The following is a 24241-nucleotide window of genomic DNA, read 5'->3' as shown; positions in this document are numbered from 1 at the left end:
GCCTCATAACGACTATTGGAGAAACATGATGATCCCGGTAATTCTTTCTGGTGGTAGCGGTTCCCGTCTGTGGCCTCTGTCGCGCAAGCAGTTCCCCAAGCAGTTCCTGGCGCTGACCGGTGAACACACCCTGTTCCAGCAGACTATCGAGCGCTTGCGCTTCGAGGGCATGGACAGCCCGATCGTGGTCTGCAACAAGGACCACAAGTTCATCGTCCAGGAGCAGCTCGCGGCCCTGAAACTGGAAACCCAGGGCATCCTGATGGAGCCGTTCGGCCGCAACACCGCGCCGGCCGTGGCGATGACGGCCATGAAACTGGTCAACGAAGGCCGTGACGACTTGATGCTGGTGCTGCCCGCCGACCACGTGATCGACGACCAGAAGGCCCTGCAACGTGCCCTGGCCCTGGCCACCGTGGTCGCCGAGCGTGGCGAGATGGTGTTGTTCGGCGTGCCAGCGACCAAACCGGAAACCGGCTACGGCTACATCCGTTCCAGCCAGGACTCACTGCTGCCCGAGGGCGTGGCCCGGGTCGCCCAGTTCGTCGAGAAGCCCGACGAAAAACGCGCCGCCGAGTTCGTCGCCGCCGGTGGTTACTTCTGGAACAGCGGCATGTTCCTGTTCCGCGCCAGCCGCTTCCTCGAAGAACTGAAAAAGCACGACTCGGACATCTACGATACCTGCCTGCTGGCCCTGGAGCGCAGCCAGGAAGATGGCGATGCATTGAGCATCGACGAAGCCACCTTTGCCTGCTGCCCGGACAACTCCATCGACTACGCGGTGATGGAGAAGACCCAGCGCGCCTGTGTGGTGCCGATGTCGGCCGGCTGGAGCGATGTGGGCTGCTGGTCGTCGCTCTGGGAAGTGCACGACAAGGACGCCGACGGCAACGTCACCAAGGGCGACGTGGTGGTGCAGGACAGCCGCAACTGCATGATCCACGGCAACGGCAAGCTGGTGTCGGTGATCGGCCTGGAGAACATCGTCGTGGTCGAGACCAAGGACGCGATGATGATTGCCCACAAGGACAAGGTCCAGGGCGTCAAGCAGATGGTCAAGACCCTCGACGAGCAGGGCCGCAGCGAAACCCAGAACCACCTGGAAGTGTATCGCCCGTGGGGCTCGTACGACTCGGTGGACATGGGCGGCCGCTTCCAGGTCAAGCACATTACCGTCAAGCCGGGCGCCAGCCTGTCGCTGCAGATGCACCACCACCGTGCCGAGCACTGGATCGTGGTGTCCGGCACCGCCGAGGTGACCTGTGACGAGAACGTGTTCCTGCTCACCGAAAACCAGTCGACTTACATCCCGATCGCCTCGGTGCACCGCCTGCGCAACCCGGGAAAGATCCCGCTGGAGATCATTGAAGTGCAATCTGGCAGCTACCTGGGGGAGGATGATATCGAGCGCTTCGAGGATGTGTATGGGCGCACGTCCACGCCGCTCGATCGGGGTGTGTCGGTGAAGACCATCGCGCAGTAAAGCGCGGTTTGATGAATGGACAAACGCGCTGCAGTTTTTACTGCAGCGCGTTTGTCACAGCCTTCACCCTTGGACGAATCAGCTAACAAATTTTTAGTCTTCAACGGTTACGAGTAAGATCAAAAGATCCGTTAAACATGAAAGGCCCGCCGACGCCATTAATGGGAACCGCCTCTATGGATACACAGAGAGCCCTTGACTTAACGTAAGAGAAAATATTCGTGAACCCTGTTTCACCCACAGCTTCGATATCTTTCCCCTTCGACCAGAACTCAGCAATTCTATAATTACCCCCTGCACCATCGCCGGCCTTATACCGGACGCCCCTCATATAGAACTTATAATCATCGGCCTGTGTGCTTAGCTTGAATCCGCCCTGAATGTCCATTTCCCCGACATCATAGGTAATCGGATCCTCGCTTTCTCTAGCGATCACAAGGGTCAGCCTATCTGGCAGATCACCTGGTTTCGGCGTATTCAGATATTTATAGAATTTACCAGATAGCGTCAGTTTTGTTGCGTCGCCGTCAGTCAGTTTTGCCTGAAAAGCATGGCCGGTAATCCAGTGGCCTTGATCTTCGATTTCCGCCGTCCCCGTGCATTGCTCAATGCCATCAGCACTTTCCAGTCGGCATTCACTGATAGTATAATTTTTCGCCCCCTCAGCCTCCTTCTGCATTTCAAAGCGAATAAACAAATTATACTTATCGACTCTGGCGGCCAGCGTGAAATAACTTTCGATCTTAGCTTGGCTGGCCGCACCGTCATATATATCGCCAAATTTTTCTTTACCTATGCCAACGCTCACCCTACCGTCAGAGTTGAAGTCATCAGAATTGAAACCGCCAGCATTAAACTTAGCATTAAACTCAGCGTTAAACTCAGCATTAAGCTGCAAAAGTGTTTTATTGCTTTCCATGCACGGCCTCTCTAAAATTGTGTTCATAAGTACCCAAGTATCAGTGCAGGCTAATCATTAAACAACTAGCATTTTTACTAGGTCAGCACGCATGGCGATAGCTATCCGGCAGCTACCTGGGCGGGGACTCTTCGAGGTAGTGTGTGGGCGCACGTCTACACTGGTGGAGGGTGGAGGAGCGACGAAACACGCTGTTATAATCTGAAATTGAAACCGCCAGCTTGACTCAGTTCACGCCCAATGGCGTCAGTAAATTTGGCTTCATAAGCGACCGCTCTAATCATTGAATCGCGATCCTGGAAAGTGCTCCAGCCGCTATTACCTTGTGCAACGATCCCGTTACCCTCCAACTGGCATTCAGTGATATCGAAATCACCTTGCGCAGAATTGTAACCCGCTGCCTTCCTGGTGAAGCGAAGAAAGAACGCATAACCTTCACTTTCCGAACGCAGCGTGAACTCGCCCTGGATGGCGATCTTGTCTGCATTTTTGCTAACCGGCTCTGCGCCTTCAGCTGTGATAACAATGAGCATCCTGTCATCTGGCGCACCCTCTGGAGCCTCTGCCATTCGCACGCCAAAATCACCCGCCAGCATCACTTTTCTGCCACTGATATCTTCAAGAGTCACTTGGTAACCAACAGCCTTGATATTGAAGCCGTAATCTAATACCTCGGCCGAGCCCGTGCCCCGCGCATTAATTCCATTGCCCTCGAGCCGGCATTCGCTGATGTGATAGTTTTTCCCATCCGCAGAAACACGTTGCATTTCAAATTGCATGGATAGTGCGTAGTCATCAAACTCGGTTGTCAGCGTAAAACCACCTTCAATGTCGGCTTGGTAGCTATAGCCTTGGTGGATCGGGCCGACATCCACCGCGGCGATCGAAACCACCATGCGTCCTTCAGCGTTAGACTTCACCGATGCGATTGTACTTTCGAAGTTCATATCAACAATGCCTATATCCGTTTAACAAGGCATCAGCATAAAATTGGGTTGGCACTAAGAGAACTGGTAGACCTGATAGGTTGGACTCAGCGTGCCGCTTATATTACGTGCCGTCCCAACATTGACTGCCCCCGCTCATGACGCTAATCCGAACTGGATAAAAAATGCTGGGCATTTCAGGATACGATGGTGGTTCCACACGCAACCAAGGCCTATCCGCCCATGATCATCGGTGCCTTCCTCATCCTCACCTGGCTGGTGCTGCTATTGCGCTACCCGGCCAAGGCATTGCCGATTTCCATGGCTGCCTTCTGCGGCCTGGGCCTGGTAGCCCTGATGGTGTTCTGGCAGGACAGCCGCGAAGCCTCGCAACTGGCACGCCTTGACCTGCGCCTGAGCTACGCGCCCGACCAATGCCCCGCCGACCGCGCCCTGCAGGTGCGCATGAAGAATGGCAACAAGGCGCCGCTGACCGAACTGCGCTGGCGGGTGGCGGCGTATGCGCCGGGCGATACCGTGAACCTGGCGGAGAACACCTACAACGCGCCGCGTTATCGCGGGCCGGGTGAATTGCAGCCTGGAGTCGAATGGAAAGACTGCCTGCCGTTGCCGCCGTTGCGTTCGGGTTATCGGCCGCAGACGCTGGAGTTCCGTGCTGAGCACTTGCAAGGTACATTTGCCAATTGATTGATTGCCTGTGCCGGCCCCTTCGCGGGGCAAGCCCGCTCCTACAGAGGATCGCGCTTCCTTGTAGGAGCGGGCTTGCCCCGCGAAAGGGCCGGCACAGGTTATACAACTCTCACTAGACACCAGGCCCCCAACCATGCCCACCGTCCTGATCACCGGTTGTTCCAGCGGCATCGGCCGCGCCCTGGCCGACGCCTTCCGCGATGCCGGCCACCACGTCTGGGCCACCGCCCGCAAAGCCGAGGACGTCGAACGCCTGAACGCCGCCGGCTTCAACGCCCGGCAACTGGATGTAAACGACAGCGAAGCCCTGGCGCGCCTGGGCGAGGAACTGCAAACCCTCGACATCCTGATCAACAACGCCGGCTACGGCGCCATGGGCCCGCTGCTCGATGGCGGCGTCGATGCCCTGCGTCAGCAGTTCGAGACCAACGTGTTCGCCGTGGTCGGCGTGACCCGCGCCCTGTTCCCGTTGCTGCGCCGCTCGCGTGGCCTGGTGGTGAACATCGGCAGCGTCTCAGGCGTGCTGGTCACCCCGTTCGCCGGCGCCTACTGCGCCTCCAAAGCCGCGGTGCATGCACTGAGCGATGCACTGCGCCTGGAGCTGGCGCCGTTCGGTGTGCAGGTGATGGAAGTGCAGCCGGGGGCGATCGCCTCGCAGTTCGCCAGCAATGCCCAGCGCCAGGCCGATCAGGTGTTGGCGGCGGATTCGGCGTGGTGGCCGCTGCGCGAGCATGTGCAGGCGCGGGCTAGGGCGTCGCAGGACAAGCCGACGTCGGCGGCGGTGTTTGCCCGAGGGGTGTTGGCCGCAGTGGGCAAGTCGCCGGTGCCAGCGGTGGTGCGGTTGGGTAATGGCAGCACGGCGTTGCCATTGATGGCCCGGTTGCTGCCTACGCGGTTGCTGGACTGGGCGCTGCGCAAGCGCTTCGGGCTCCTGCGTCCACTCTGAACATCCCATTGCCTATACTGGCCCTTCGCGGCTAACGCCGCTCCTACAGAGACGGCGCCGCCCTCGGGCTCGGTGCTATCCCTGTAGGAGCGGCTTTAGCCGCGAAGGGCCGGTACAGGCAGCAGAGGATCAGGCGATGGAGCGAAGCACCCCGCCATCCACCCGCAAGGCAGCCCCGGTGGTGGCGCTGGCCTGCATCGACGCCAGGTACACCACCATGTTCGCCACCTCCTCGACTGTCGCCAGCCGCTTGATCAGCGAAGTCGGACGGTGCTCGGCGAGGAAATTGGCTTCCAGCTCATCGGTGGAAACCCCCTGCTCCTGAGCCAGCTTGGCAAAGAAGTCGCCCACCCCTTCGGAGCGGGTCGGCCCCGGCAGCACCGAGTTCACGGTCACCCCGGTACCGGCCAATGTCTCGGCCAGGCCACGAGACACCGCCAGCAGCGCTGTCTTGGTCATGCCGTAATGAATCATCTCGGTCGGGATCTGCAATGCCGACTCGCTGGACAGGAAGACCACCCGCCCCCATTTGCGCTCGGCCATGCCCTGGGCGTAATGGCGCGACAGGCGCACGGCGCTGAGCACGTTGACGTCGAAGAAGCGCTGCCAGTCGGCATCGTCGATCTCGAAGAACGGCTTGGGCTCGAAGATACCGAGGTTGTTGACCAGGATGTCGGTGTGCGGCACCTGATCGAACAGTTGCTGCGCGCCCTCTGTCGTGGCCAGGTCGGCGGCGATGCCGATGATGCGCGCTTGCGGCAGACGCTCGCGCACGGCCTTGAGGGCTTCGTCGACACGGGCCTGGGTGCGGCCGTTGAGTACCACTTCTGCGCCCGCCTCGGCCAGGCCGATGGCGATTGCCAGACCGATGCCTGCAGTAGAACCGCTGACGATGGCGCGCTTGCCGTTCAAGGAAATTTGCATCTGTGCTCCCTCTCTAGCTGTGAGAATGCTGCGGCTGCTCATCGAATGCCTGCCAGCCACCGCCCAAGGCTTTGTACAGCCCCACCAGCGCCTGCGACACGGCGGCAGAACTGTCGATCCACTGCTCTTCGCTGGCCAGCAAGGCCCCCTGCACGGTCAGCACGTTGAGAAAGTCCACCGCCCCTTCCACATACTGGCGCTGGGCGGTTTCCAGGGCGATGCGGTTCTGTCGCACCGCTTCGGCCAGGTGGTCGCGACGCAACTGGCTGGCGTTGTAAAGGCGTAGCACATCGTCGATTTCGTGCCAGGCGCCGAGCACCACCTTGCGATAGTTCAGCGCGGCCTCCTGCTGCTGCGCCTCGCGCAGTTGCAGGGTGCCCTTGAGCCGGCCACCCTCGAAGATCGGCAGTGACAGCTGCGGGCCGAAGGCAAAGCGGCGCGAATCCCAGCCGCCGAAATCGGCCAGTTGCATGGCCTGGAAGCCGACGTTGCCAGACAGACGGATGCTTGGATAGAAGTCGGCCTTGGCCACCCCAATGCTCGCAGTGGCAGCATGCAGGCGCGCTTCGGCCTGGCGAATGTCCGGGCGCCGCTCGGCCAGCTCGGACGGCAGGCCGATGGCGAACGTCTGCTGTGGAGCCGGTAGCTCACCGCCTGGCAGCAACTCGTCCTGCAGGCTGCGCGGCGGTTCGGCGGCAAGCAGGCTGAGGGCGTTGATCAGATCGTCACGCCGGGCTTCAAGGCTTGGCAAACGGGCCTCGATGGACGCCACCTGGGCGCTGGCCTGGGCCACGTCGAGACGGGTGGCGACCCCTTCGGCCTGGCGATCCTGGGAAAGCTTCAGGCTGTGCTCGGCGACCTTGAGGTTGTCGCGGGTCACGTCCAGGGTGTGCTGCACAGCACGCAGCTGGATGTAGTTGCCGGCGGTTTCCGAGAGCAGCGCCAGCAGCACGCCGCGGCGATCATTCTCGGCCACTTCGACCGTAGCATCGGCAGCCTCCACCTGGCGCCGCACGCGGCCCCACAAATCCAGCTCCCAACCCGCCACCAAATCGCCCTGCCAAAGGTTGAAGGCCTCTTTGCCCGCCTTGCCGGACGGGTCGCTCAGGCCTACGGCACTGTTGCGAGCGCGGCTGTAGCCAGCGTTGACGTCCACCGACGGTGATTCATCGGCCGCCACCGTGCTGCGCAGGGCGCGGCTTTGCAGCAGGCGGGCACTGGCCATCTGCAGGTCAAGGTTGTTGTCGGCCACGCGCTGGATCAGTGCACTCAGGCGGGCATCATGAAAGGTTTCCCACCAGCGCAGCTCCAGCGGTTCGGATTGTGGCTGGCTGGCAGCCGCCTTGCCTTGCAGCGCCGCCCATTGCTGTGGCGCCTGGCTGTCCGGGCGCTGGAAGTCCGGCCCGAGCGTGCAGCCAGCCATCAGCACGGCCAGCAACAGCGGGCTCAAGCGTACGGCAGGTTTCATCGGACGCTTACCTCTTTGCCGGCGAGCTGGTCGCCGTGGGTGTCGATGGTTGCTTCCACCGACATGCCCACACGCAGGCGTTCGAGCAGCGGCTGGCCGTCATCGAAGACGATCTTCACCGGAATGCGTTGCACCACCTTGGTGAAGTTGCCGGTGGCGTTGTCCGGCTTCACCGCAGCGAAGGTCACCCCGGTGGCCGGGGCGATGCTCTCGACATGGCCCTTGAGGGTTTCACCAGAGAAGGTGTCGACGCTGATGCTGACCGGCTGGCCTGGCTGCACATGGGTCAGCTGGGTTTCCTGGAAGTTGCCGACCACGTAGGCATGCTGCAGCGGCACCACCGACAACAGGCGTGCGCCCGGGTTGACGAAGGCGCCGACGCGCAGCGCCCGCTCACCGACCATGCCGTCTACCGGTGCGGTGATGCGGGTGTAGGACAGGTCCAGCTGGGCCTTTTCCAGGCCGGCTTCGGCACGCTTCAACTGGCCATCGGCACTGGCCACCTGGGCCGTGAGGATGTCCACCTGCTTGCGTGTCGCCACCAGCGCCGCCTGGGCGTTGGCCAGCCGTGCGCGGGCCTGGTCGACCCGGCTGCGCGCTTGCTGGGCGTTCTGCACGGTACCGGCGCCCTGCTCGGCCAGGCGGCTGTAGCGGTTGACCTCATGGTCGGCAAACGCAGCTTCAGCCTGGGCCGCCGTCACTGCCGCCTGGGCCTGGGCAATCAGTGCAGCCTGGCGCTCCAGGGTGGCGCGCGCATCGGCGCTCTGCGCCTTGGCCACCAGCAGTTGTGCCTGGGCAGCATCCAGCGCAGCCTGGTAATCGCGGGCATCGATGGTCGCCAGCAACTGGCCGGCCTGCACCTGCTGGTTGTCTTCGACCAGCACTTCCTTGATGAAGCCAGCGACCTTGGGGGCGACCACGGTGTAATCGGCGATCACGTAGGCATCGTTGGTACGCTGCCGGTGGTCGCTGCCGAACAGCCATGGGCCGACGATGCCGGCCAGCACGGCCACGGCGAGCACCGAGCCGATGAGTAGGGTCTTGCGGTGGTTGGTCATGTTCAGTGTCTCGAATTCATCCAGGGTTCAGGCCACCGCGCGCGGCGGATAGACCCGGGTAGGCACGAAAGGAATCAGGCAGATCAACGCCACGGCGATGCAGGCCATGACCAGGTACAGGTCGGCCGAAGTCAGCACCAGCGCCTGGTCATGGAGACGCTTGGCAAGGCCCGCGGCGTTGTCGTCGATCAGCGGGGCATTGCCCAGGCTGTCCACCAGGTGGTTGGAATGAAAGTGCCGGCGCAGGGTGCCCAAGGCATCCAGCAAGCCACCGGCAATCACGGCGGCCAGGCCTTTGACGGTGTTGAACCAGCTGGAGGCGAACGGCCCTTCCTGCGGGGTCATGCCGTTGGTGGACAGCATCAGCAGTGGCAGCACGGCCATTGGCTGGCCAAAGACCTGCAGCAGGTAGAACGGGTAGAAATCGCCACGGATCCACTCGCTGGTGAGCAAGCTGCTACCCACGCACGACACCGCCAGCATGGCCAGACCGATGGCCAGCACCCAGCGGCAGTCCACCGCACGGATGTTGCACAGCGCCGCAGTCAGCGGCAGCGCGATCAGCTGCGGCATGGCCACCAGCATCATCAGCGGGCTGGTCTGCGCCGGGCGGTAGCCCTGGATCTGCGCCAGGTACGCCGATGGAATGCTGCCTACGCCGGACAACACGATCAGCACGCCGGCCAGGGTCACCAGGGCAAAGCTGAGGTTACGCCGCTGCAGCATGCGCAGCTGGAAGAACGGCAGCGGCTCGGACCATTCGTTGTACATGAACAGCACCAGCAGCAGCACGCCACCACCGAGCAACCAGCAGATCAGTGGCGAATCGAACCAGCCCCAGCGGTCACCCAGCGACAGGCCGAGGACGATGCAACTGATGGCCGGCAGGCCGAGCAACACGCCGCGCCAGTCGAACTGCTTGAAACGCTCCAGGCGCAGCGGGTCCTGCGGCAGGCCCCAGCCGACGCAGAACATGGCCAGTGCCGAGGGCAGGATGATCTGCCAGAACGCCCACTGCCAGCCGACGTACTCGGTCCATAGGCCTGCCAGCGGCGTGCCGAGGTTGGGCCCGAAGGTGGCGGTCAGGGCGTAGCAGGCAAGGCCATAGACCTTGATGCCAGGTGGCAAAAAACGCAGCGCCACGCTCATCAGCATCGGCGGCAAGGCCCCCGAGGCGAAGCCCTGAAGTACGCGCAGCAGCATCAGGCTGTGCAGGTTGGGGGCGAACGGTTGCAGCAGCCCGAGCACGGCAAACAGGCCGACCGCACTCATGGTGAAGCGGCGCAGGGAAAAGGTGGTGGCCAGCCACGGGGCGAAGGCCATCGCCGACACCGAGGCGGCGCTATACACCGCCAGCAGCCACGCCCCTTCGTCGGCGCCAATGCCCATGGCGCCACGGATGTCGGCAAGGGAAATCTTGGTGACCGACTCGTTGAGGCCGGCACACAGCACGGCCAGCAATACACCGAACAGCCCCACCACCACCCGCAGGCCGAACGCCGTCTGCGCAGGCGCGGCCGGCGCGGGGGCGGCGGCAATCGCGGCAGAAGGGGCGGACAGGGAACTCATGGACAGACATCTCCAGCAACAAATTTGCGACTGGAGCCAGTCTAAGAAGGTCGAATGCTGACGAAAACTGACTTCTCGGCAGGTTTAAGTTGCGCCAGGCGCAATCCGGCTCAAGGGTCGACGCTGCAGCAGGCCTTCAAGGTCTGCCGCAGCCAGCGATGCGCCGGGTCGTTGTGAAACCGCGGGTGCCACGCCTGCAGCACCGTCACCCGCTCCAACGGCACCGGGATTTCGAACGAACGCAACGGTAGCCCGAGCTTGTGCACGCTGTTGAGGATATTGGCCGGCATGGGCAGGATCAGGTCCGAATCCGGTAGCGAGAACAATGCCGAATGGAAACTCGGGGTAATCAGCGCCACCCGCCGCTGCACCTTGAAGTTGGCCAGTTCGACATCGATCGGCCCGTTGGCCCGGCCACGGCGGGACACGCTGATCTGTGGATAGCTGGCGAAGCTGGTCGGCGTGATCGGTTGGTCGAAGATCGGATGGTCGCGTCGGGCCAGGCCTACATAGTAAGTCTGGAACAGGCTCTGCACTTTGATTTCCGGGCCCAGGTCGACGGTGGAGCTGATGATCAGGTCGGTGCGCCCATCGCGCAGCACACTGTCATCATCGCCACCGGGGCTTTCCGGCACGAAACGCAGCACCGTGCGTGGAGCCTGCTCATGCATGCGCCGCAGCAGCTGGGCGCCATACAACGCGATGAACAGGTCATTGGTGCGAATGTTGAAGGCGCGATCGAGCCTGGGCAGGTCGACTTCATCGGCGCTGCGGAACACCTCGCCGGCTTGCTCCACCAGCGCCGCCACCTGCTCGCGCAGGGCCAGCGCCCGCGGGGTCGGCACCAGGCCACGGCCGGCGCGCACCAGGATCGGATCGCCCAGGGCATCGCGGATACGCCCCAGCGTGCGGCTCATCGCCGCCGGGCTCAGGTTCATGCGCTGCGCGGCGCCGACCACGCTGCCTTCATCGAGCAGGGCATCGAGGGCGACGAGCAGGTTCATGTCCGGGAGTTGCATGGCCGTTTTCCGTGACAGCTGTGGGGAAAGGCGATGGTAGCAGGTTGGCGGATTGCACCAGACGCAATGCGCTCGTGCGTCGTCAGGCATTTATTCGCTGGCCGTGTTCGGCCATAAATGAGGCATTGGCAGGCCCGGCCCTTTCGCGGGCAAGCCCGCTCCTACAGGAATCCCACAATGCTCAAGTGATGTGCAGTACCTGTAGGAGCGGGCTTGCCCCGCGAAAGGGCCGAGCCTGCAAGCACATCAGCCAGCCTCAACTTAGGATTCCGCATGCCCAGCCCCGTCCTGATCGCCATCGATGCTTCACCCGCCTCCACGGCCCTGCTCACCCTCGCCCGCCGCTACTGCCGCCCCGGCGAACACGAACTGCACGTGCTTCTTGCCATCGACTCGACCTTCGCCGTGCACGACAAGCCTGCGCCCTACACCGCCGAGGAACTGGAGGAATACCCCGCCGCCTGCGAGGAGCAACGCCTGGGTGATCGCGCCGTGGGTGAAGCCGTTCAGTTACTGCAACAGGCCGGCTTCAGCAGCCAGGGCTGCATGGTCGCCGGGCAGCCGGTCGAGGCGATTGTCACCAAGGCACAAGACCTTAATTGCGAGCTGATCATCATGGGCCACCGCCACCTGTCGCGGTTGGGGCGATTGCTGGACCCGTCGATCAGCGCGAAGGTGATTGACCGAGTTGAGGTGCCGGTGTTGGTGGGGGCCGCTTGAACCGCTGATCAGTCAGGTAATGCGATTGCATTGACCTGGATCAACCTCTGTCGGCGGAAGATGAATGAATGATGCGAACAGGAAGCCGCTTGTAATTCATGGATGGACTGTCTTTGCCCACCCGCTGTTCCTGGCCAGACTGGAAGCGCTGAGCGCACAAGTTCAGGCTCAGATGCAGAAAGACCCGGCGGGTTACACGAAGAAGAATGCTTTCAAGCGGCTGGCGGCCATCAGACGCTTGGCATTTGATGTGATCCCCCAAGACCCAACCAAGGCGGAGTACCGGCAGGGCGCAACGCTGGGTAGTGATCACAAGCACTGGTTCAGAGCGAAGTTCTTCCAGCAATACCGATTGTTCTTTCGCTACCACGCTGCCAGCCGGATCATCGTGCTGGCATGGGTCAATGACGAATCTTGTAAGCGGGCCTACGACAGCAGCGACAACGCTTACAAGGTCTTTCAAAAGATGCTGCTAACCGGCCACCCTCCGGACGATTGGGATCAATTGCTGCGGGAATCCGGACCTGCGGATTTCAGGCCCGAATAGCAGCATTCATTCCTTGCTCGGCTTCACCACCACCGTACAGGTCGTCCCCGCCGCCAGCAGGAACCCGTCCGGCACTTCATCGATGTGAATCCGCACCGGCACCCGCTGCGCCAGGCGCACCCAGTTGAAGGTCGGGTTCACATCGGCGATCAGCTCGCGGCTTTGTGGGTTGTCGCGGTCGTAGATGCCGCGGGCGATGCTCTCCACATGCCCCTTGATACGCTCGCCGCTCATCATCTGCAGCTCGGCCTGGTCGCCGACCTTCACATGCGGCAACTTGGTCTCTTCGAAGAAGCCGTACACCCAGAACGAGTTCTCGTCGACCACTGCCATCACCGCTTCGCCGGTACGCGCATAGTCGCCCTTGTGGATGTTCAGGTTGGTCACGTAACCGTCCACCGTAGCGACGATATGGGTGCGCTTGAGGTTCAGCTCGGCCGACGCCAGTTCAGCCTGGGCCTGCTGGTAGTCGGCCAGGGCGGAGCTGGCGATGTTGCTGGCGTCGTCGCGGTTTTCCTTGGAGATCACCAGGTTGTCCATGTCGGCACGGCGCTTGGCGTTGACCTTGCGCATTTCCCAGGTGGCCTTGCGCGAGGCGACCAGAGCCTTGGCCTGGTCGACCGCCAGCTGGTAGTGCTCAGGGTCGATCTGGATCAGCAGGTCGCCCTTCTTCACTCGCTGGTTGTCCTTGACCGGCACGTCCACCACATAGCCGGGCACATCGGCGGCGACGTTGATGATGTCGGCGCGCACGCGGCCGTCGCGGGTCCACGGCGTGGTCATGTAGTGCAACCACAACTGGCGACCGATCACCACGGCAGCGGTCAGCACCAGCAGGGTGGCGATCAGGCTGAAGAACTTTTTCATCGAAGGATTCTCACCAGTAGAGCGACAGCGCCAAGGCGCCGAACAGGCAGACGAACAGGCTCAGGCGCAGCAGCGCCGGGTGCCAGAAGAAGCGGTAGCCATCATGGCTGGCGATGAACCGGTCCAGGCCCCAGGCCAGGCCCAGGGCGAACAGGAACATCAGGGTCATGGTGGGCATGTACACGCCATGGAAGGCGATTTCACGGGGCATGATTCAGTCCTTTCGCCGGGGCCAGGGGCGACTGTGGGTCCAGCAGTGAAGATCGGATGAAGTGCAGGTAGCTTTGCGCCCGGCGCAGCACCGAGGTGTCGAAGTGCCGGGCGAAGGGTTCGTCGGTGGCCTGCACGCGAGCGATGGCGTGGTCCACCGCGATCAGGGCACGTTCGTGGTTACTGGCGCTGGGCTGCAGGAACAGGCGGGCCAAAGCGCGGCCCATGACACGAATGGCCTGGCGCCACGGCTGCGACTCGGCGTAGGCCGGGTGGATCGGCGCGCGCGCCTGCTCCTTGCGCAGTTCGATGATCGCGTGGCCGATTTCCAGCACGGTGAACATCCAGCCCATCAATTGGCTTTGTACCTGCGGCTTGCCGGCAGCCAGGCCATAGGCCTGGTGCAACAGGTCGCGGGTGCGGCTTTCGAAGGCCGAGCCGAGGCCACGCAGGCGCCCGCTGATGGCAAACAGCACCTGCCCGCGCAGCTCCTGCTCCAGGCGGCTCCACAGCCAGCGGCTGTTCGGCGGCAGGATGATCGCCCCCGCCGCAGCGCAGACGAACATGCCGATGACCATGCCGATGTAGTCGTTGATGAAGCTGTACGGGTCGTAGACGGTCAGGTTGTTCGGCACCGAGCCGATGGCGAAGAATACCAGCAGGCCGATACCGTAACCGGCGTACGCGGGCCGAGACGAGAGGAACGCACCGAGCACGAACACCGGCGCCAGGACCATGCACAGCAGCGGGAAGCCGTCGATCCAGGGGAATACGAAAAAGGTTTCGAAGAAGCCGATGAAAGCCCCGATCGCCGTGCCACAGGCCATCTGGAACGACATGCGCTTGGGGTTCGGCGAAGCGGCCGAGAGGCCAACGGTGACAGTGGCGATGAGGGTCATCATGGCGCCGCTGGGCCAGTCGCTCATCAACCAGTAGCTGCCCAGCAGCAACAGCACCGCCGAAGCGCGCACACCGGCGGCCAGCGAAACCAGCCAGCTGGTCTGCGCCACGTAGGGTTCGTCCCACTGCTCGCGCTCGTGCTTGTGCGCGGCCAGCGAGGCGTGGGTTTCGGCGTAACTGTACATCTCGTCAACGAAGCGGTAGAGCAGCTCGAACGCGGTGTGGAAGTCGAGCAGGTCGGATTCGCTGGGCTGGGTTGCCACATACTCGGCGCGCAGGCCACGTACCTGCGCCTGCAGGCCTTCCTTGTAGGCCGCCAGTTCCAAGGTCAGGCGCAGCGCATCGGCATCGGTCAGGGCCCGGCCGACATAGGGCTGCAGCAGCTCCACCAAGGTGTTCAGGCCCGGTTCGATGGCGCCGACGATCTGCAGCGGGCCGCGGGCGCGCAGGCGCTCCAGCAGGCGGTGCAGGGCGTTGAAGCGCGTGGTGATGGCCATGAACTCGCTGTTCATGCGCACCAGGCGGCCAGAGCGGCGGCGCATGTGCGGGTCCTCGAAGGCGGTGACGTTACGCAGGCTTTCCAACCCCACCGCCTCGGCGACGAAGCGCACGTTGCTGGTCTCGAAGCGGTCGCGCTGGCTATCGCCGCGCAAGGCTTCCACCACCACCCCGGCAAATACGCCGAAGCGCTGGTACAGGGCGTTGCGCATGGCGGCACTGGCCGACTGCGGCAGGATCGCGGCGCTGACGAAGGTCGACACCAGGATGCCCAGGGCGATTTCCAGCACCCGCCACACGGCCGCCATGAACGCCTGGTCCGGGTGCTGCAGCACGGGCAGGCCGATCATCGCCGCGGTGTAGCCAGCGAGCACGAAGCCATAGGCGCGGAAGGTGCGGTAGCGCATGGCGCCGGCCGAGCACAGGCCAACCCACACCGCCAGGCTGGGCAGGAACAGTTCGGTGTTCTGCGGGAAGATGGCAATCAGCGCGACCATCATCGCCGAGCCGGCCAGCGTGCCGAGCACCCGGTAGAAACTCTTGGCGAACACATGGCCGCTCTGCGGCTGCATGACGATGAACACGGTGATCATCGCCGTGCGCGGTTGCGGCAGCTCCAGGCGCATGGCCAGCCACAGGGTGATGAACGCGGCCGCCAGCACCTTGAAGATGTACACCCAGGTCACCCCGTCGGTGCGCGCCCAGGCGAAGAAGCCCCGGCGCCATTCGAGGCTCTGCAGCCAGCGCACGGGCAAACTGGAAGTGCTCATTCGGCGTTATCCGGCTTCTTGTCGAAAATGGCCAGAGTGGCCGGGGTTTTCGGCGCGGCCTGGCGTTCTTCCTTCGGCACGTCCTGGCCAGCCTGCAGGCCGCCGCCCAGGGCGGTGACCAGCTCGGCATGGGCGATCAGGCGTGCAGCCTGCACCTGCTGCTGCACCTGTTGTTGGCGGAACAGCAGGGTCTGCGCATTGAGCACGTTGAGGTAGTCGGTCAGGCCGCGCTGGAAGGCCACCGTGGCAATGTCGTAAGTCTTCTGCGCAGCGGCCACCGACTCGGCGGCGAAGTGCGACTGTTCCTTCATCGATTCACGGCGGATCAGCTGGTCGGAAATGTTCTTCAGCGCACCGACCACGGTCTGGTTGTAGCGCGCCACGGCCACGTCATAACCCGCCGAGGCAACGCCCAGTTGCGAGCGCAGGCGGCCGCCGTCGAAGATCGGCAGGCTGATCGCCGGGCCGACGTTGTAGTTGAACTTGCGCCCGGTCAGGAACTCCAGTGGGCCGCCGCCAGTGGCCATGAAGCCGAGGCTGCCGACCAGGTCTACGTTGGGGAAGAAACCGGCATGGGCGACATCGATGCCACGGGCCTGGGCGGCGACCTGCCAGCGGCTGGCGACCACGTCCGGGCGCTGGCCGACCAGTTCGGCCGGCAGGTTCGAAGGTAGTTTCAGAGGGGCCGCGAGGGCCAGGGTCGGCCGTTGCAACTGCGCGCCCTCCCCTGGGCCTTTACCGGCCAGCGCCGCCAGCTGGTTGCGGGTCAGGGCGATTTCCTCATCGAGGCTGTCGAGCTGGCGATGGGTTTCCGGCAGCGGTGCCTCGGCCTGGCTGACTTCGAAGTGGGTGCCGATGCCGCCGTCCAGGCGGCGCTTGGCCAGGGCCAGGATCTGCTCCTGCTGTTCGAGCTCGGCCTTGACGATGTCGCGCTGAGCGAAATGCAGGCTCAGCTGAATGTAGGCACGCACCACGTTGTTCTGCAGTTCCAGCTGTGCCTGGCGGGCCTCGGCCACGCTCATGTGCGCCTGGTCCACCGCCTGCTCGCTGGCGTTGCGTTCGCGGCCCCACAGGTCCAGCGCGTAGCTGAAGCCGAAGGCGGCGTTATTGTCCCAGGTGTTGGCGCCCGACAGCGCGCCGGGGCCGTAGAACTGATCCTCGGGCCAGTTGTGCCGCTTGAGCGTGGCGTCACCATTGACCTGGAGCTTTTCCGCCGACTCGACCACACCGGCCATGGCCTTGGCTTCACGCACGCGCGCCGCCGCCATGGCCAGGCTCGGGCTACCGGCCACGGCAAGGTCGATCCAGCGGTCGAGTTGTGGGTCGCCATAGGCCTGCCACCAGCGCTGGTCAGGCCAGTGCGCGTCGCTGGCCGCTTCGCGAATGGCCGCGTCGGTGGTCAAGGTATTGGCTTGCAGGGTCTTGCTTTGCGGGGCGATACCCCAGGTTCCGATACAGCCGCTCAAGGTGAGACTAAGGGCACAGGCACTGAACACTTGAAGCGCTCTGATGATGCGACGCGGCACAGCTGCGATTTCCCGAGGAAGAGGTGGAGGGGCCGGGCAATTCTAGGGGGCCGCCGCACTGGCGATAAGCGCATATTCCTGCGAATCTTTGTTACCGAAACAGCGATAATCCGGCTTTGGTCGAACGCACATTCGCGTTACTTCGTGACACAATTTTGTCCTCTACCTTGAGAGTGACCCATGGACACCCTGCAAAACATGCGTGCTTTCAGTTGCGTAGCCCAGCTAGGCAGTTTTACCGCTGCCGCGGCGCAACTGGATACGACCACCGCGAACGTGTCGCGGGCGGTCTCCAACCTGGAAGCCCATCTGCAAACCCGGCTGCTCAACCGCACCACCCGGCGCATAGCCCTGACCGAAGCGGGCAAGCGTTACCTGATGCGCTGTGAACAGATCCTCACCTACGTCGAAGAAGCCGAAGCCGAAGCCAGCGATGCCCATGCCCGGCCTGCCGGCCAACTGAAGGTGCATTCGATGACCGGGGTCGGTCAGCACTTCGTGGTCGATGCCATCGCCCGTTACCGCGAGTCGCACCCGGACGTGACCTTCGACCTGACCATGGCCAACCGCGTGCCCGACCTGCTCGATGAGGGCTATGACGTGTCCATCGTGCTGGCCACCGAACTGCCGGACTCCGGCTTCGTCTCGCAGCGCCTGGGCATCACCTACAGCATTGTCTGCGCCTCGCCCGAGTACGTGGCCAAGCACGGTTTTGCACACAAGCCGGTCGACCTGCTCCAGCATTCCTGCCTGCGCATGGTCAGCCCGGTGATCCCGCTGGAAAAATGGCTGTTCGATGGCCCGGAAGGCCAGGAACTGGTGAACATCACCAGCTCGCCGTTCCAGGTCAACTCGGCGGATGCGATGAAAACCGCGATCCGCAGCGGCATGGGTATGGGTGTGCTGCCGATCTACTCGGTCATCGATGGCTTGCGTGACGGCAGCCTGGTCCGGGTGATGCCGGAGTACCGGTTGCAGGAGCTGAACCTGTATGCCATCTACCCTTCGCGCCAGTACCTGGATGCCAAGATCAAGACCTGGGTCGAGTACCTGCGCAACTCGCTGCCGGAAATTCTGGCGGCCCATGAAGCCGACCTGAAAACCCATGAATTGCTGATCGCCAACTGAAAAAGCTGCTGCACGGCGGCGGTGGACAATGGTAGGTTGCTAACCAATCAACCCCAGCCACCGCCCTGAGAAGTTGCCCGATGAAAAAGACCGTCCTGGCCTTCAGCCGCATCACCCCGGCCATGGCCGAGCGCCTGCAGCAAGACTTCAACGTGATCGTGCCGAACCCCAAGCTCGGCGATATCAGTGCCCAGTTCAATGAAGCCCTGCCCGAGGCCCACGGGCTGATCGGCGCCGGCCGCAAGCTCGGCCGCGCGCAGCTGGAAGGCGCGGGCAAGCTCGAAGTGGTTTCCAGCGTCTCGGTAGGCTTCGACAACTACGACGTCGACTATTTCAACGAGCGCGGCATCGCCCTGACCAACACCCCTGACGTGCTCACCGAAAGCACCGCCGACCTGGGCTTCTCGCTGATCATGGGCTGTGCCCGCCGTACCGCCGAGCTCGACGCCTGGACCAAGGCCGGCAACTGGCAGGCCACGGTCGCCCCGTCGCACTTCGGTAGCGATGTGCATGGCAAGACGCTGGGCATCGTCGGCCTGGGCAATATCGGCGCCGCCATCGCCCGCCGTGGCCGCTTCGGCTTCAACATGTCGATCCTGTATGCCGGCAACAGCCGCAAGGCTGCGCTGGAACAGGAACTGGGCGCCCAGTATCGCAGCCTCGAGCAGCTGCTGGCCGAGGCCGACTTCGTCTGCCTGGTGGTGCCGCTGTCCGACGCCACGCGCAAGCTGATCGGCGCCCGTGAACTGAAGCTGATGAAACCGAGCGCGTTCCTGATCAACATCGCCCGTGGCCCGGTGGTCGACGAGGCGGCGCTGATCGAGGCGCTGCAGAACGGCACTATTCGCGGCGCCGGCCTGGATGTGTATGAGAAGGAGCCGCTGAGCGAGTCGCCGCTGTTCCAGTTGCCCAATGCGCTGACCTTGCCGCACATTGGTTCGGCGACTGCCGAAACCCGTGAGGCGATGGCCAACCGGGCGATGGAGAACCTGCGGGCGGCGTTGCTGGGTGAACGGCCGCGGGATCTGGTGAATCCACAGGTTTGGAAAGGTTGAAAGTTCTCTAGCGCCTGTACCGGCCTCTTCGCGGCTGAAGCCGCTCCTACAAGGACCGCGCAATACCTGTAGGAGCGGCTTCAGCCGCGAAGAGGCCGGTACAAGCAATTCATTTCATCTAGGCTGCCGCCGCCTGCCCAGCACCTTGCGCACCACATACCGCGGCCGATGCTTGGTCTCCTGGTAAATCCGCCCGACGTACTCCCCCAATATCCCGATGCCGATCAACTGCACCCCACCCAGGAACAGGATCGCCGTCATCATCGAGGGATACCCCGGCACATCATTGCCATGCAGCATCTTGTCGACCAGCATGTACACCGCAAAGGCAAAGGCGAACAACGACACCCCTGCGCCCACGTAGCTCCACAGCCGCAGCGGCACGGTGCTGAACGAGGTGATGCCGTCCAGTGCCAGGTTCCACAACCGCCAGAAGCTGAACTTGCTGTTGCCCGCCGCTCGCTCCGGCCGGTCGTATTCGACGATCGCGGTGCGAAAACCCACCCACGACAGCACGCCCTTCATGAACAGCTGCTGCTCGGGCAACTGGCGGATCGCAGCCACCACCTTGCGGTCGAGCAGGCGGAAATCGCCGACGTTCTCTTCGATATGGGTCGAGGCGATGCGATTGTGCAGGCGGTAGTAGAAGCGCGCACTCCAGCGCTTGAGGGGCGTATCGGCGGCTCGGCTACGACGCTTGGCCAGTACCACGTCGGCGCCATCCCGCCACAGCGCGATCATCTGCGCGATGACGTCGACCGGGTCTTGCATGTCGACATCGATCGGCACCACGGCATCGCCTTCGGCATATTCGAGGCCGGCGAACAGCGCCGACTCCTTGCCGAAATTGCGCGAAAAGTTGACCACCGTGACCCACTCGTCCCGCGCTGCCAACTCGGCGCAGATGTCTTCGCTGGCATCGCTGCTGCCGTCGTTGACGAACAGGATTTCCACCGTCACGTCCCGTAACGTCGGTTCGCTGCGCACCGCGTCATAGAAGCGCTCCAGGGTGTCCTGCTCGTTGAATACCGGCACGATCAGGGTGATGTTCATGAGCCCCTCCGTTTGAACACCACGGTGTGCGAAAAGCAGTAGCCAGCAACCAGGCTGGTTGCCGAGAAGGTCAGCAAGGTCAGCCAGGGCGACAGGCCCGCGAGGTCGGAAAGCGCTCCCAATGCCAGGCTGAGGCAGCCCATGCCCAACAGGAACAGCAGGTAACGCTTGCCGGTCGGCCTGACCGCGAAGGTGTAGCGGGCGTTGAACTGGTAGGACGCCGTGGCGGCCACTACAAAGGCCAGCAGGTTGCTCGGTGCCTGCTTCAGGCCCAACGCCAGGTGCAGGCCGAAGAACACCAGCCAGTGCACCAGCGTGTTGCCGATGCCGACCAGGCCGTAGCGGGCAAAATGGTGCCAGGTCACTGGCCATATCCTTCTGGCGGCTTGACCAGCACGTAGGCGTCGTCGCCGACCCGGTGGATGTCATAGAAGCGGTTCGACACCTGCGGCGTCGGGCTGGCTGCCAGCACCTGTTGCCGGTCCAGCGGTGGTGGCTGGTAGAACGTGTGCAGTTCGTCGATGCCTACGCGGGGCAACATCTCGGGTAGCACCAGGTAGTTGTAGGCGTGGATCTTCGCCATGGCCGGCATGGCCTGCAAGGTGCCCGCCGCCGCTGGAATCCATGGCCGCTTCAACCAGTAGCCGAGTACGTAGTAATGCTCTGCCTTGCCAAGCGACAAGAGATCATGGGCCAGCATCTGCGCGATGGACTGATGCAACGCTTTCTGCAAGACCAGCACCCGACCATAGGCGAACGAGAACGACAGCATGAACAGCAAGGGCGTGACCAGCGCCAGCAAACGCAAGCGTGGCCAACTGGCCAGTGCCCGGTGAACCAGGACATACAACAGCATCAGCAGGACACCCAGCCCCATCAGCACGCGGACCGTCCGCTCGAACTCCGCCAGCATCAAGATAAAGCCAGGCACACATAGCAGAACCAGCGCAACCGGCATCAGCAAGGCCGCCATCAAGCCCAGCCGCTCGCCCGCAGTAGCCGGGCGTTGCCATACGCGCTGCAACTCACGCAGCAACGCCAACGCGGCGCAGAGCAGCAGGAGTGCGAACAGCCAGGCATTACCGGGGGTGATCAGCAAGCTGACGACCTCGGCCGTGGTTCTCAGGCGTGCCAGCACCTCAGCCAGCCATCGCCCATCCAGCGGCAACAAGCCGCCGCGCGTCGAGGCCACGCTCCAGGCGCTGCTGGCGTAATACAGCAAAATCCCGAGCAGAAGCTGCCCCGCACGTGCCGCAGCCAGGCGACAGACCACAGCACCCCGGTCACCCTCGATCACTCGACGCATCACTTCCAGCGCACAGAGCCCGGCAAACACGTTGACGCTGGGCTGATAGAGCGCAGCGCCGGCAGCTACCAACAAAGTCCCGTACATCCCGCCACGCCAGCGCTGTGTACCCAGCGTGATCGCCCAGACTGCCGCTGCCATGGACAACGCCATGCTGGCGCCGTCGTACTGGTAGGAAAGGTTCTGCAGGAAATACGGTTGGAACCACAAGGGCAACACCAACAGCACGCAGCTCAGGCTCGGTGTCTCGAACCAATAGCGCAGCAAACGCACCAGCGCGTACCCGGTTACCAGCACCGCCAGCAGCAGCGGCAACGGATAGAGGTTCACGGCAGCGGGGGCGTAACTGAGTGCGGCGTACAAGGCGACCATCAACGGCCGCCCTACGTCCATCCAGTCGTTGCGCGCCAGATGCTCACGGGCGTAGTCGTCGAGAAACGGCATGTCGGCCATCAGCAATGGCAGGACATGCAGCAGCAACGCCGCGCAGCAGAGCAGCCACAGTTGCACAGGCGTAAGTGGCTTGTCCCATGGCGGCGGTGGCGGCATCCCCTTTCCCCGGATAAAGACTCCCGCAGAAGTCTAGCCAGCCGCCAACGCCCTATCCGGCATTTTTTGGCAGCCTCATGCCAGGGCGGCAGCCGGCTTGGGCCGAGGCTTGCGGAACACCAGCACATTACCCGCCATCACCGCCACCAGGCCCAGCAGCGCCGGTGTCGTCCATTGGTAACCTTCGGCAAACGCCGACACGTTCAGCGCCACCAGCGGGAACAGCACCGTGCAGTAGGCAGCCCGCTCCGGCCCCATGCGCCCGACCAGGGTCAGGTAGGCGGTGAAGCCGATCACCGAGCCAGGGATGACCAGGTACAGCAGCGAGCCAATGTAGCGGGTGTTCCATTCCATGGCGAAGGGGATGCCGCTGACCAAGCAATACACGGCCAGCATCGACGCGCCATAGACCATGCCCCAGGCATTGGTGGTCATCGGCTTGAGCCCGGCCTTCTGCTGCATGCTGGAGAGCATGTTGCCGGCCGAGAAACACAGCGTGCCGAGCAGTGCCAGGCCCAGGCCGTACAGCGTTTCGCGGCTGGCCGTGTGGTGCGAAAGCTCGGGCCAGAACAGCAGGCCGAGGCCGAGCAAACCCAGTGCACCACCACCGAGGACATTGCTGGCGATCTTCTGGCCGAAGAAGATCCGGGCGTTGAGGGCATTCCACAAGGTGGCAGTGGAGAACACCACGGCGATCAGGCCGCTGGCAATCCACTGGCTGGCCGTGAGGAAGCACATGAAGTTGACGCAGAACAGGCAGAACCCCTGCGCCAGACAGATCAGGTGGCCACGCCGGTTCATCGGCTGCAGGCGGCGGGTGAGCAGGAGAATGGCGAACAGGATCAGGCCGGCCAGGGCGAAGCGGTAGACGATCGACACCGGAATGGCGACTACGCCCAGTTGCAGTTTCAGGGCGATCCAGGTGGTGCCCCAGATCAGGACGGTGAGCAGGTACAAAGAGAGGTTCATGGCGTCGGTTCCTTGGGCCTTTCAAATTCAACGCCTTCAGTGTTCCCCCTGCCCACCACCACGCGCTTGCACAAACTTGCGCTTTTTGCCCACTGGTGGCTGTCAGCGAAACGCTGGCGCAGTACGATGAGCGCCAGAGGACCCGCCCATGACGCCACTCACCCAACTGCAAGTGTTCAACGCCATGCACGCCTCGCCCAACGCCCGGCTGGAGCTGAGCGCGCACCTGGGCGATGGGCTGGCTGCAGCGTTGTGGAGCAACCGCGACGACGCTCGCGACTATCAGGCGCCGAGCCATCACACGCTGTCGTGCTACATCGCCGATGGCACCGGTACCTTCCGTCGCCAGCGCCCGACCGACAAGGGTGCGCCTGACAAGCTGTGCATCATGCCGGCGGGGCATGAGTCGAACTGGGTGGTGAACGGTGCGATTCGCCTGGCCCACCTGTACATCAGCGAAGCGCAGTTCGCCCTGGGTTGCGTGCGCTTGCTCGACCGCGAGCCACGCGAACTGCAGCTGCAGGAGGCGACCTTCCTCGATGACCCGCAGCAATCCGTGCGCTTTCGCCAGCTGATCAGCCTGGCCTGGGATGAGCCCGCTGAACGGTTGCTGGCCAGCAGCCTGGCCCACGAGATCGTCGACCATGCCGTGCTGAGCCAGGTTGGCCTGCGCCAGGGGTTGCGCCTGAAAGGCGGGTTGGCGCCAAGCTTGCGCCGGCAACTGGTGGAATACATCGAGGCGCACCTCGACCAGCCGATTACCCTGGGTGAACTGGCACTGCGCAGCAACCTGTCCGAATACCATTTTGCGCGGATGTTCCGCAGCAGTTTTGGCCTGCCGCCGCATCAGTACCTGCTGGCGCGGCGCCTGCATCGCGCTTGCCAGCTGCTGCGCCTGGGCGAGCTGCCCTTGGGCCAGGTGGCGCTGCTGTGCGGCTTCGCCAGCGCCAGCCATTTCAGCAACCGCTTCCGCCAGGCATTCGGTGCAACCCCTGGCGAGTATCGCTCGGCCGTGAGCTCGTGAAACTGGGGCCGCTGTGCGGCCCATCGCGGGACAAGCCCGCTCCTACAGGAGATCGCGGTCCCCTGTAGGAGCGGGCTTGTCCCGCGATGGGCTGCA

Annotated in this window: 23 protein-coding genes; 8 read left to right on the top strand and 15 right to left on the bottom strand. The window is 63.2% G+C overall.

The genetic code is table 11. From position 1 onward, the window contains the following. Positions 1–28: 28 nt before the first annotated feature. Positions 29–1483, top strand: a complete 1455-nt coding sequence (locus tag C2H86_RS16250) for a mannose-1-phosphate guanylyltransferase/mannose-6-phosphate isomerase (RefSeq protein WP_159412947.1) — start codon at positions 29–31, stop codon at positions 1481–1483. A gap of 100 nt (positions 1484–1583) precedes the next feature. On the opposite strand, the gene C2H86_RS16245 is transcribed toward C2H86_RS16250, so the two are convergent. Together C2H86_RS16245 and C2H86_RS16240 are read right to left on the bottom strand one after the other, a co-directional pair. Further along, positions 1584–2402: a hypothetical protein gene (locus C2H86_RS16245; protein WP_159408926.1), complete on the bottom strand. Its 819-nt coding sequence runs from the start codon at positions 2400–2402 to the stop codon at positions 1584–1586. 194 nt (positions 2403–2596) lie between these two features. Continuing rightward, positions 2597–3349 carry a hypothetical protein gene (locus C2H86_RS16240; RefSeq protein WP_159408925.1) on the bottom strand — a complete coding sequence of 251 codons (753 nt, stop codon included), beginning with the start codon at positions 3347–3349 and terminating at the stop codon, positions 2597–2599. A 222-nt stretch (positions 3350–3571) separates the two neighbouring features. Here C2H86_RS16240 and C2H86_RS16235 point away from each other — a divergent pair, with 222 nt between their 5' ends. Next, positions 3572–4036 carry a multidrug transporter gene (locus tag C2H86_RS16235; RefSeq protein ID WP_159412946.1) on the top strand — a complete coding sequence of 155 codons (465 nt, stop codon included), beginning with the start codon at positions 3572–3574 and terminating at the stop codon, positions 4034–4036. Between the two features lie 136 nt (positions 4037–4172). After that, positions 4173–4985, top strand: coding sequence for an SDR family oxidoreductase (locus C2H86_RS16230; RefSeq protein ID WP_159408924.1), 813 nt, complete (start codon positions 4173–4175; stop codon positions 4983–4985). A 129-nt stretch (positions 4986–5114) separates the two neighbouring features. On the opposite strand, the gene C2H86_RS16225 is transcribed toward C2H86_RS16230, so the two are convergent. The 5 genes from C2H86_RS16225 to C2H86_RS16205 all read right to left on the bottom strand — a co-directional run bounded on the left by C2H86_RS16225 (position 5115) and on the right by C2H86_RS16205 (position 11023). Continuing rightward, positions 5115–5909: an SDR family NAD(P)-dependent oxidoreductase gene (locus tag C2H86_RS16225; RefSeq protein WP_159408923.1), complete on the bottom strand. Its 795-nt coding sequence runs from the start codon at positions 5907–5909 to the stop codon at positions 5115–5117. 13 nt (positions 5910–5922) lie between these two features. After that, complete coding sequence (locus C2H86_RS16220; RefSeq protein WP_159408922.1) at positions 5923–7377, bottom strand: efflux transporter outer membrane subunit; 1455 nt, start codon at positions 7375–7377, stop codon at positions 5923–5925. Then, positions 7374–8435, bottom strand: coding sequence for an HlyD family secretion protein (locus C2H86_RS16215; protein ID WP_159408921.1), 1062 nt, complete (start codon positions 8433–8435; stop codon positions 7374–7376). Before C2H86_RS16215 ends, C2H86_RS16220 begins: the two co-directional genes overlap by 4 nt. A gap of 27 nt (positions 8436–8462) precedes the next feature. Beyond that, the gene (locus C2H86_RS16210; protein ID WP_159408920.1) at positions 8463–10004 is read right to left on the bottom strand and encodes an MFS transporter; all 1542 of its coding nucleotides are present in this window, start codon (positions 10002–10004) and stop codon (positions 8463–8465) included. A gap of 110 nt (positions 10005–10114) precedes the next feature. Further along, positions 10115–11023, bottom strand: coding sequence for a LysR family transcriptional regulator (locus C2H86_RS16205; RefSeq protein ID WP_110635641.1), 909 nt, complete (start codon positions 11021–11023; stop codon positions 10115–10117). Positions 11024–11296: 273 nt separating this feature from the next. On the opposite strand from C2H86_RS16205, the gene C2H86_RS16200 reads away from it, so the two are divergent. Then, positions 11297–11743 carry a universal stress protein gene (locus C2H86_RS16200; protein WP_159408919.1) on the top strand — a complete coding sequence of 149 codons (447 nt, stop codon included), beginning with the start codon at positions 11297–11299 and terminating at the stop codon, positions 11741–11743. Between the two features lie 64 nt (positions 11744–11807). Then, positions 11808–12290 (top strand): type II toxin-antitoxin system YhaV family toxin, encoded by a 483-nt coding sequence (locus C2H86_RS16195; RefSeq protein WP_159408918.1) that lies wholly within the window; start codon positions 11808–11810, stop codon positions 12288–12290. 6 nt (positions 12291–12296) lie between these two features. On the opposite strand, the gene C2H86_RS16190 is transcribed toward C2H86_RS16195, so the two are convergent. From C2H86_RS16190 to C2H86_RS16175, 4 genes are read right to left on the bottom strand one after another with little or no spacing between them, the layout of a single operon-like run. Next, positions 12297–13157 (bottom strand): efflux RND transporter periplasmic adaptor subunit, encoded by an 861-nt coding sequence (locus C2H86_RS16190; protein ID WP_159408917.1) that lies wholly within the window; start codon positions 13155–13157, stop codon positions 12297–12299. Between the two features lie 10 nt (positions 13158–13167). Further along, a complete protein-coding gene (locus C2H86_RS16185) occupies positions 13168–13368 on the bottom strand; it encodes a DUF1656 domain-containing protein (protein WP_008097766.1) in 201 nt (66 codons plus the stop codon). After that, on the bottom strand, positions 13358–15535 hold the full coding sequence (locus C2H86_RS16180; RefSeq protein ID WP_159408916.1) for an FUSC family protein: 2178 nt from the start codon (positions 15533–15535) through the stop codon (positions 13358–13360). Before C2H86_RS16180 ends, C2H86_RS16185 begins: the two co-directional genes overlap by 11 nt. Further along, positions 15532–17061 carry an efflux transporter outer membrane subunit gene (locus tag C2H86_RS16175; protein ID WP_159408915.1) on the bottom strand — a complete coding sequence of 510 codons (1530 nt, stop codon included), beginning with the start codon at positions 17059–17061 and terminating at the stop codon, positions 15532–15534. Before C2H86_RS16175 ends, C2H86_RS16180 begins: the two co-directional genes overlap by 4 nt. 180 nt (positions 17062–17241) lie before the next feature. Between C2H86_RS16175 and C2H86_RS16170 the strand changes: the two genes are divergently transcribed. Then, on the top strand, positions 17242–18189 hold the full coding sequence (locus tag C2H86_RS16170; protein WP_159408914.1) for a LysR family transcriptional regulator: 948 nt from the start codon (positions 17242–17244) through the stop codon (positions 18187–18189). An 80-nt stretch (positions 18190–18269) separates the two neighbouring features. After that, positions 18270–19244, top strand: coding sequence for a 2-hydroxyacid dehydrogenase (locus tag C2H86_RS16165; protein WP_159408913.1), 975 nt, complete (start codon positions 18270–18272; stop codon positions 19242–19244). 114 nt (positions 19245–19358) lie between these two features. Here C2H86_RS16165 and C2H86_RS16160 read toward each other — a convergent pair whose 3' ends face one another. The 4 genes from C2H86_RS16160 to C2H86_RS16145 all read right to left on the bottom strand — a co-directional run bounded on the left by C2H86_RS16160 (position 19359) and on the right by C2H86_RS16145 (position 23121). Further along, on the bottom strand, positions 19359–20297 hold the full coding sequence (locus tag C2H86_RS16160) for a glycosyltransferase family 2 protein (RefSeq protein WP_159408912.1): 939 nt from the start codon (positions 20295–20297) through the stop codon (positions 19359–19361). Continuing rightward, positions 20294–20662 (bottom strand): GtrA family protein, encoded by a 369-nt coding sequence (locus C2H86_RS16155; RefSeq protein ID WP_159408911.1) that lies wholly within the window; start codon positions 20660–20662, stop codon positions 20294–20296. Before C2H86_RS16155 ends, C2H86_RS16160 begins: the two co-directional genes overlap by 4 nt. After that, complete coding sequence (locus C2H86_RS16150; RefSeq protein ID WP_159408910.1) at positions 20659–22152, bottom strand: glucosyltransferase domain-containing protein; 1494 nt, start codon at positions 22150–22152, stop codon at positions 20659–20661. The genes C2H86_RS16155 and C2H86_RS16150 overlap by 4 nt, the downstream gene beginning before the upstream one ends. A gap of 75 nt (positions 22153–22227) precedes the next feature. Next, positions 22228–23121, bottom strand: coding sequence for a DMT family transporter (locus tag C2H86_RS16145; RefSeq protein WP_159408909.1), 894 nt, complete (start codon positions 23119–23121; stop codon positions 22228–22230). Between the two features lie 148 nt (positions 23122–23269). Between C2H86_RS16145 and C2H86_RS16140 the strand changes: the two genes are divergently transcribed. Beyond that, a complete protein-coding gene (locus C2H86_RS16140; protein ID WP_159408908.1) occupies positions 23270–24145 on the top strand; it encodes a helix-turn-helix transcriptional regulator in 876 nt (291 codons plus the stop codon). Positions 24146–24241 lie beyond the last annotated feature (96 nt).

The sequence above is a fragment of the Pseudomonas putida genome (assembly GCF_009883635.2).
Lineage (GTDB): Bacteria > Pseudomonadota > Gammaproteobacteria > Pseudomonadales > Pseudomonadaceae > Aquipseudomonas > Aquipseudomonas putida_W.
This window is presented reverse-complemented; position numbering and strand designations above follow the sequence as displayed.

Bases quoted from the DNA above. Each gene is read 5' to 3' on its own strand.
- C2H86_RS16250 (WP_159412947.1), top strand. From the start codon at position 29: ATGATCCCGGTAATTCTTTCTGGTGGTAGCGGTTCCCGTCTGTGGCCT.
- C2H86_RS16245 (WP_159408926.1), bottom strand. From the start codon at position 2,402: ATGGAAAGCAATAAAACACTTTTGCAGCTTAATGCTGAGTTTAACGCT.
- C2H86_RS16240 (WP_159408925.1), bottom strand. From the start codon at position 3,349: ATGAACTTCGAAAGTACAATCGCATCGGTGAAGTCTAACGCTGAAGGA.
- C2H86_RS16235 (WP_159412946.1), top strand. From the start codon at position 3,572: ATGATCATCGGTGCCTTCCTCATCCTCACCTGGCTGGTGCTGCTATTG.
- C2H86_RS16230 (WP_159408924.1), top strand. From the start codon at position 4,173: ATGCCCACCGTCCTGATCACCGGTTGTTCCAGCGGCATCGGCCGCGCC.
- C2H86_RS16225 (WP_159408923.1), bottom strand. From the start codon at position 5,909: ATGCAAATTTCCTTGAACGGCAAGCGCGCCATCGTCAGCGGTTCTACT.
- C2H86_RS16220 (WP_159408922.1), bottom strand. From the start codon at position 7,377: ATGAAACCTGCCGTACGCTTGAGCCCGCTGTTGCTGGCCGTGCTGATG.
- C2H86_RS16215 (WP_159408921.1), bottom strand. From the start codon at position 8,435: ATGACCAACCACCGCAAGACCCTACTCATCGGCTCGGTGCTCGCCGTG.
- C2H86_RS16210 (WP_159408920.1), bottom strand. From the start codon at position 10,004: ATGAGTTCCCTGTCCGCCCCTTCTGCCGCGATTGCCGCCGCCCCCGCG.
- C2H86_RS16205 (WP_110635641.1), bottom strand. From the start codon at position 11,023: ATGCAACTCCCGGACATGAACCTGCTCGTCGCCCTCGATGCCCTGCTC.
- C2H86_RS16200 (WP_159408919.1), top strand. From the start codon at position 11,297: ATGCCCAGCCCCGTCCTGATCGCCATCGATGCTTCACCCGCCTCCACG.
- C2H86_RS16195 (WP_159408918.1), top strand. From the start codon at position 11,808: ATGAATGATGCGAACAGGAAGCCGCTTGTAATTCATGGATGGACTGTC.
- C2H86_RS16190 (WP_159408917.1), bottom strand. From the start codon at position 13,157: ATGAAAAAGTTCTTCAGCCTGATCGCCACCCTGCTGGTGCTGACCGCT.
- C2H86_RS16185 (WP_008097766.1), bottom strand. From the start codon at position 13,368: ATGCCCCGTGAAATCGCCTTCCATGGCGTGTACATGCCCACCATGACC.
- C2H86_RS16180 (WP_159408916.1), bottom strand. From the start codon at position 15,535: ATGAGCACTTCCAGTTTGCCCGTGCGCTGGCTGCAGAGCCTCGAATGG.
- C2H86_RS16170 (WP_159408914.1), top strand. From the start codon at position 17,242: ATGGACACCCTGCAAAACATGCGTGCTTTCAGTTGCGTAGCCCAGCTA.
- C2H86_RS16165 (WP_159408913.1), top strand. From the start codon at position 18,270: ATGAAAAAGACCGTCCTGGCCTTCAGCCGCATCACCCCGGCCATGGCC.
- C2H86_RS16160 (WP_159408912.1), bottom strand. From the start codon at position 20,297: ATGAACATCACCCTGATCGTGCCGGTATTCAACGAGCAGGACACCCTG.
- C2H86_RS16150 (WP_159408910.1), bottom strand. From the start codon at position 22,152: ATGCCGCCACCGCCGCCATGGGACAAGCCACTTACGCCTGTGCAACTG.
- C2H86_RS16145 (WP_159408909.1), bottom strand. From the start codon at position 23,121: ATGAACCTCTCTTTGTACCTGCTCACCGTCCTGATCTGGGGCACCACC.
- C2H86_RS16140 (WP_159408908.1), top strand. From the start codon at position 23,270: ATGACGCCACTCACCCAACTGCAAGTGTTCAACGCCATGCACGCCTCG.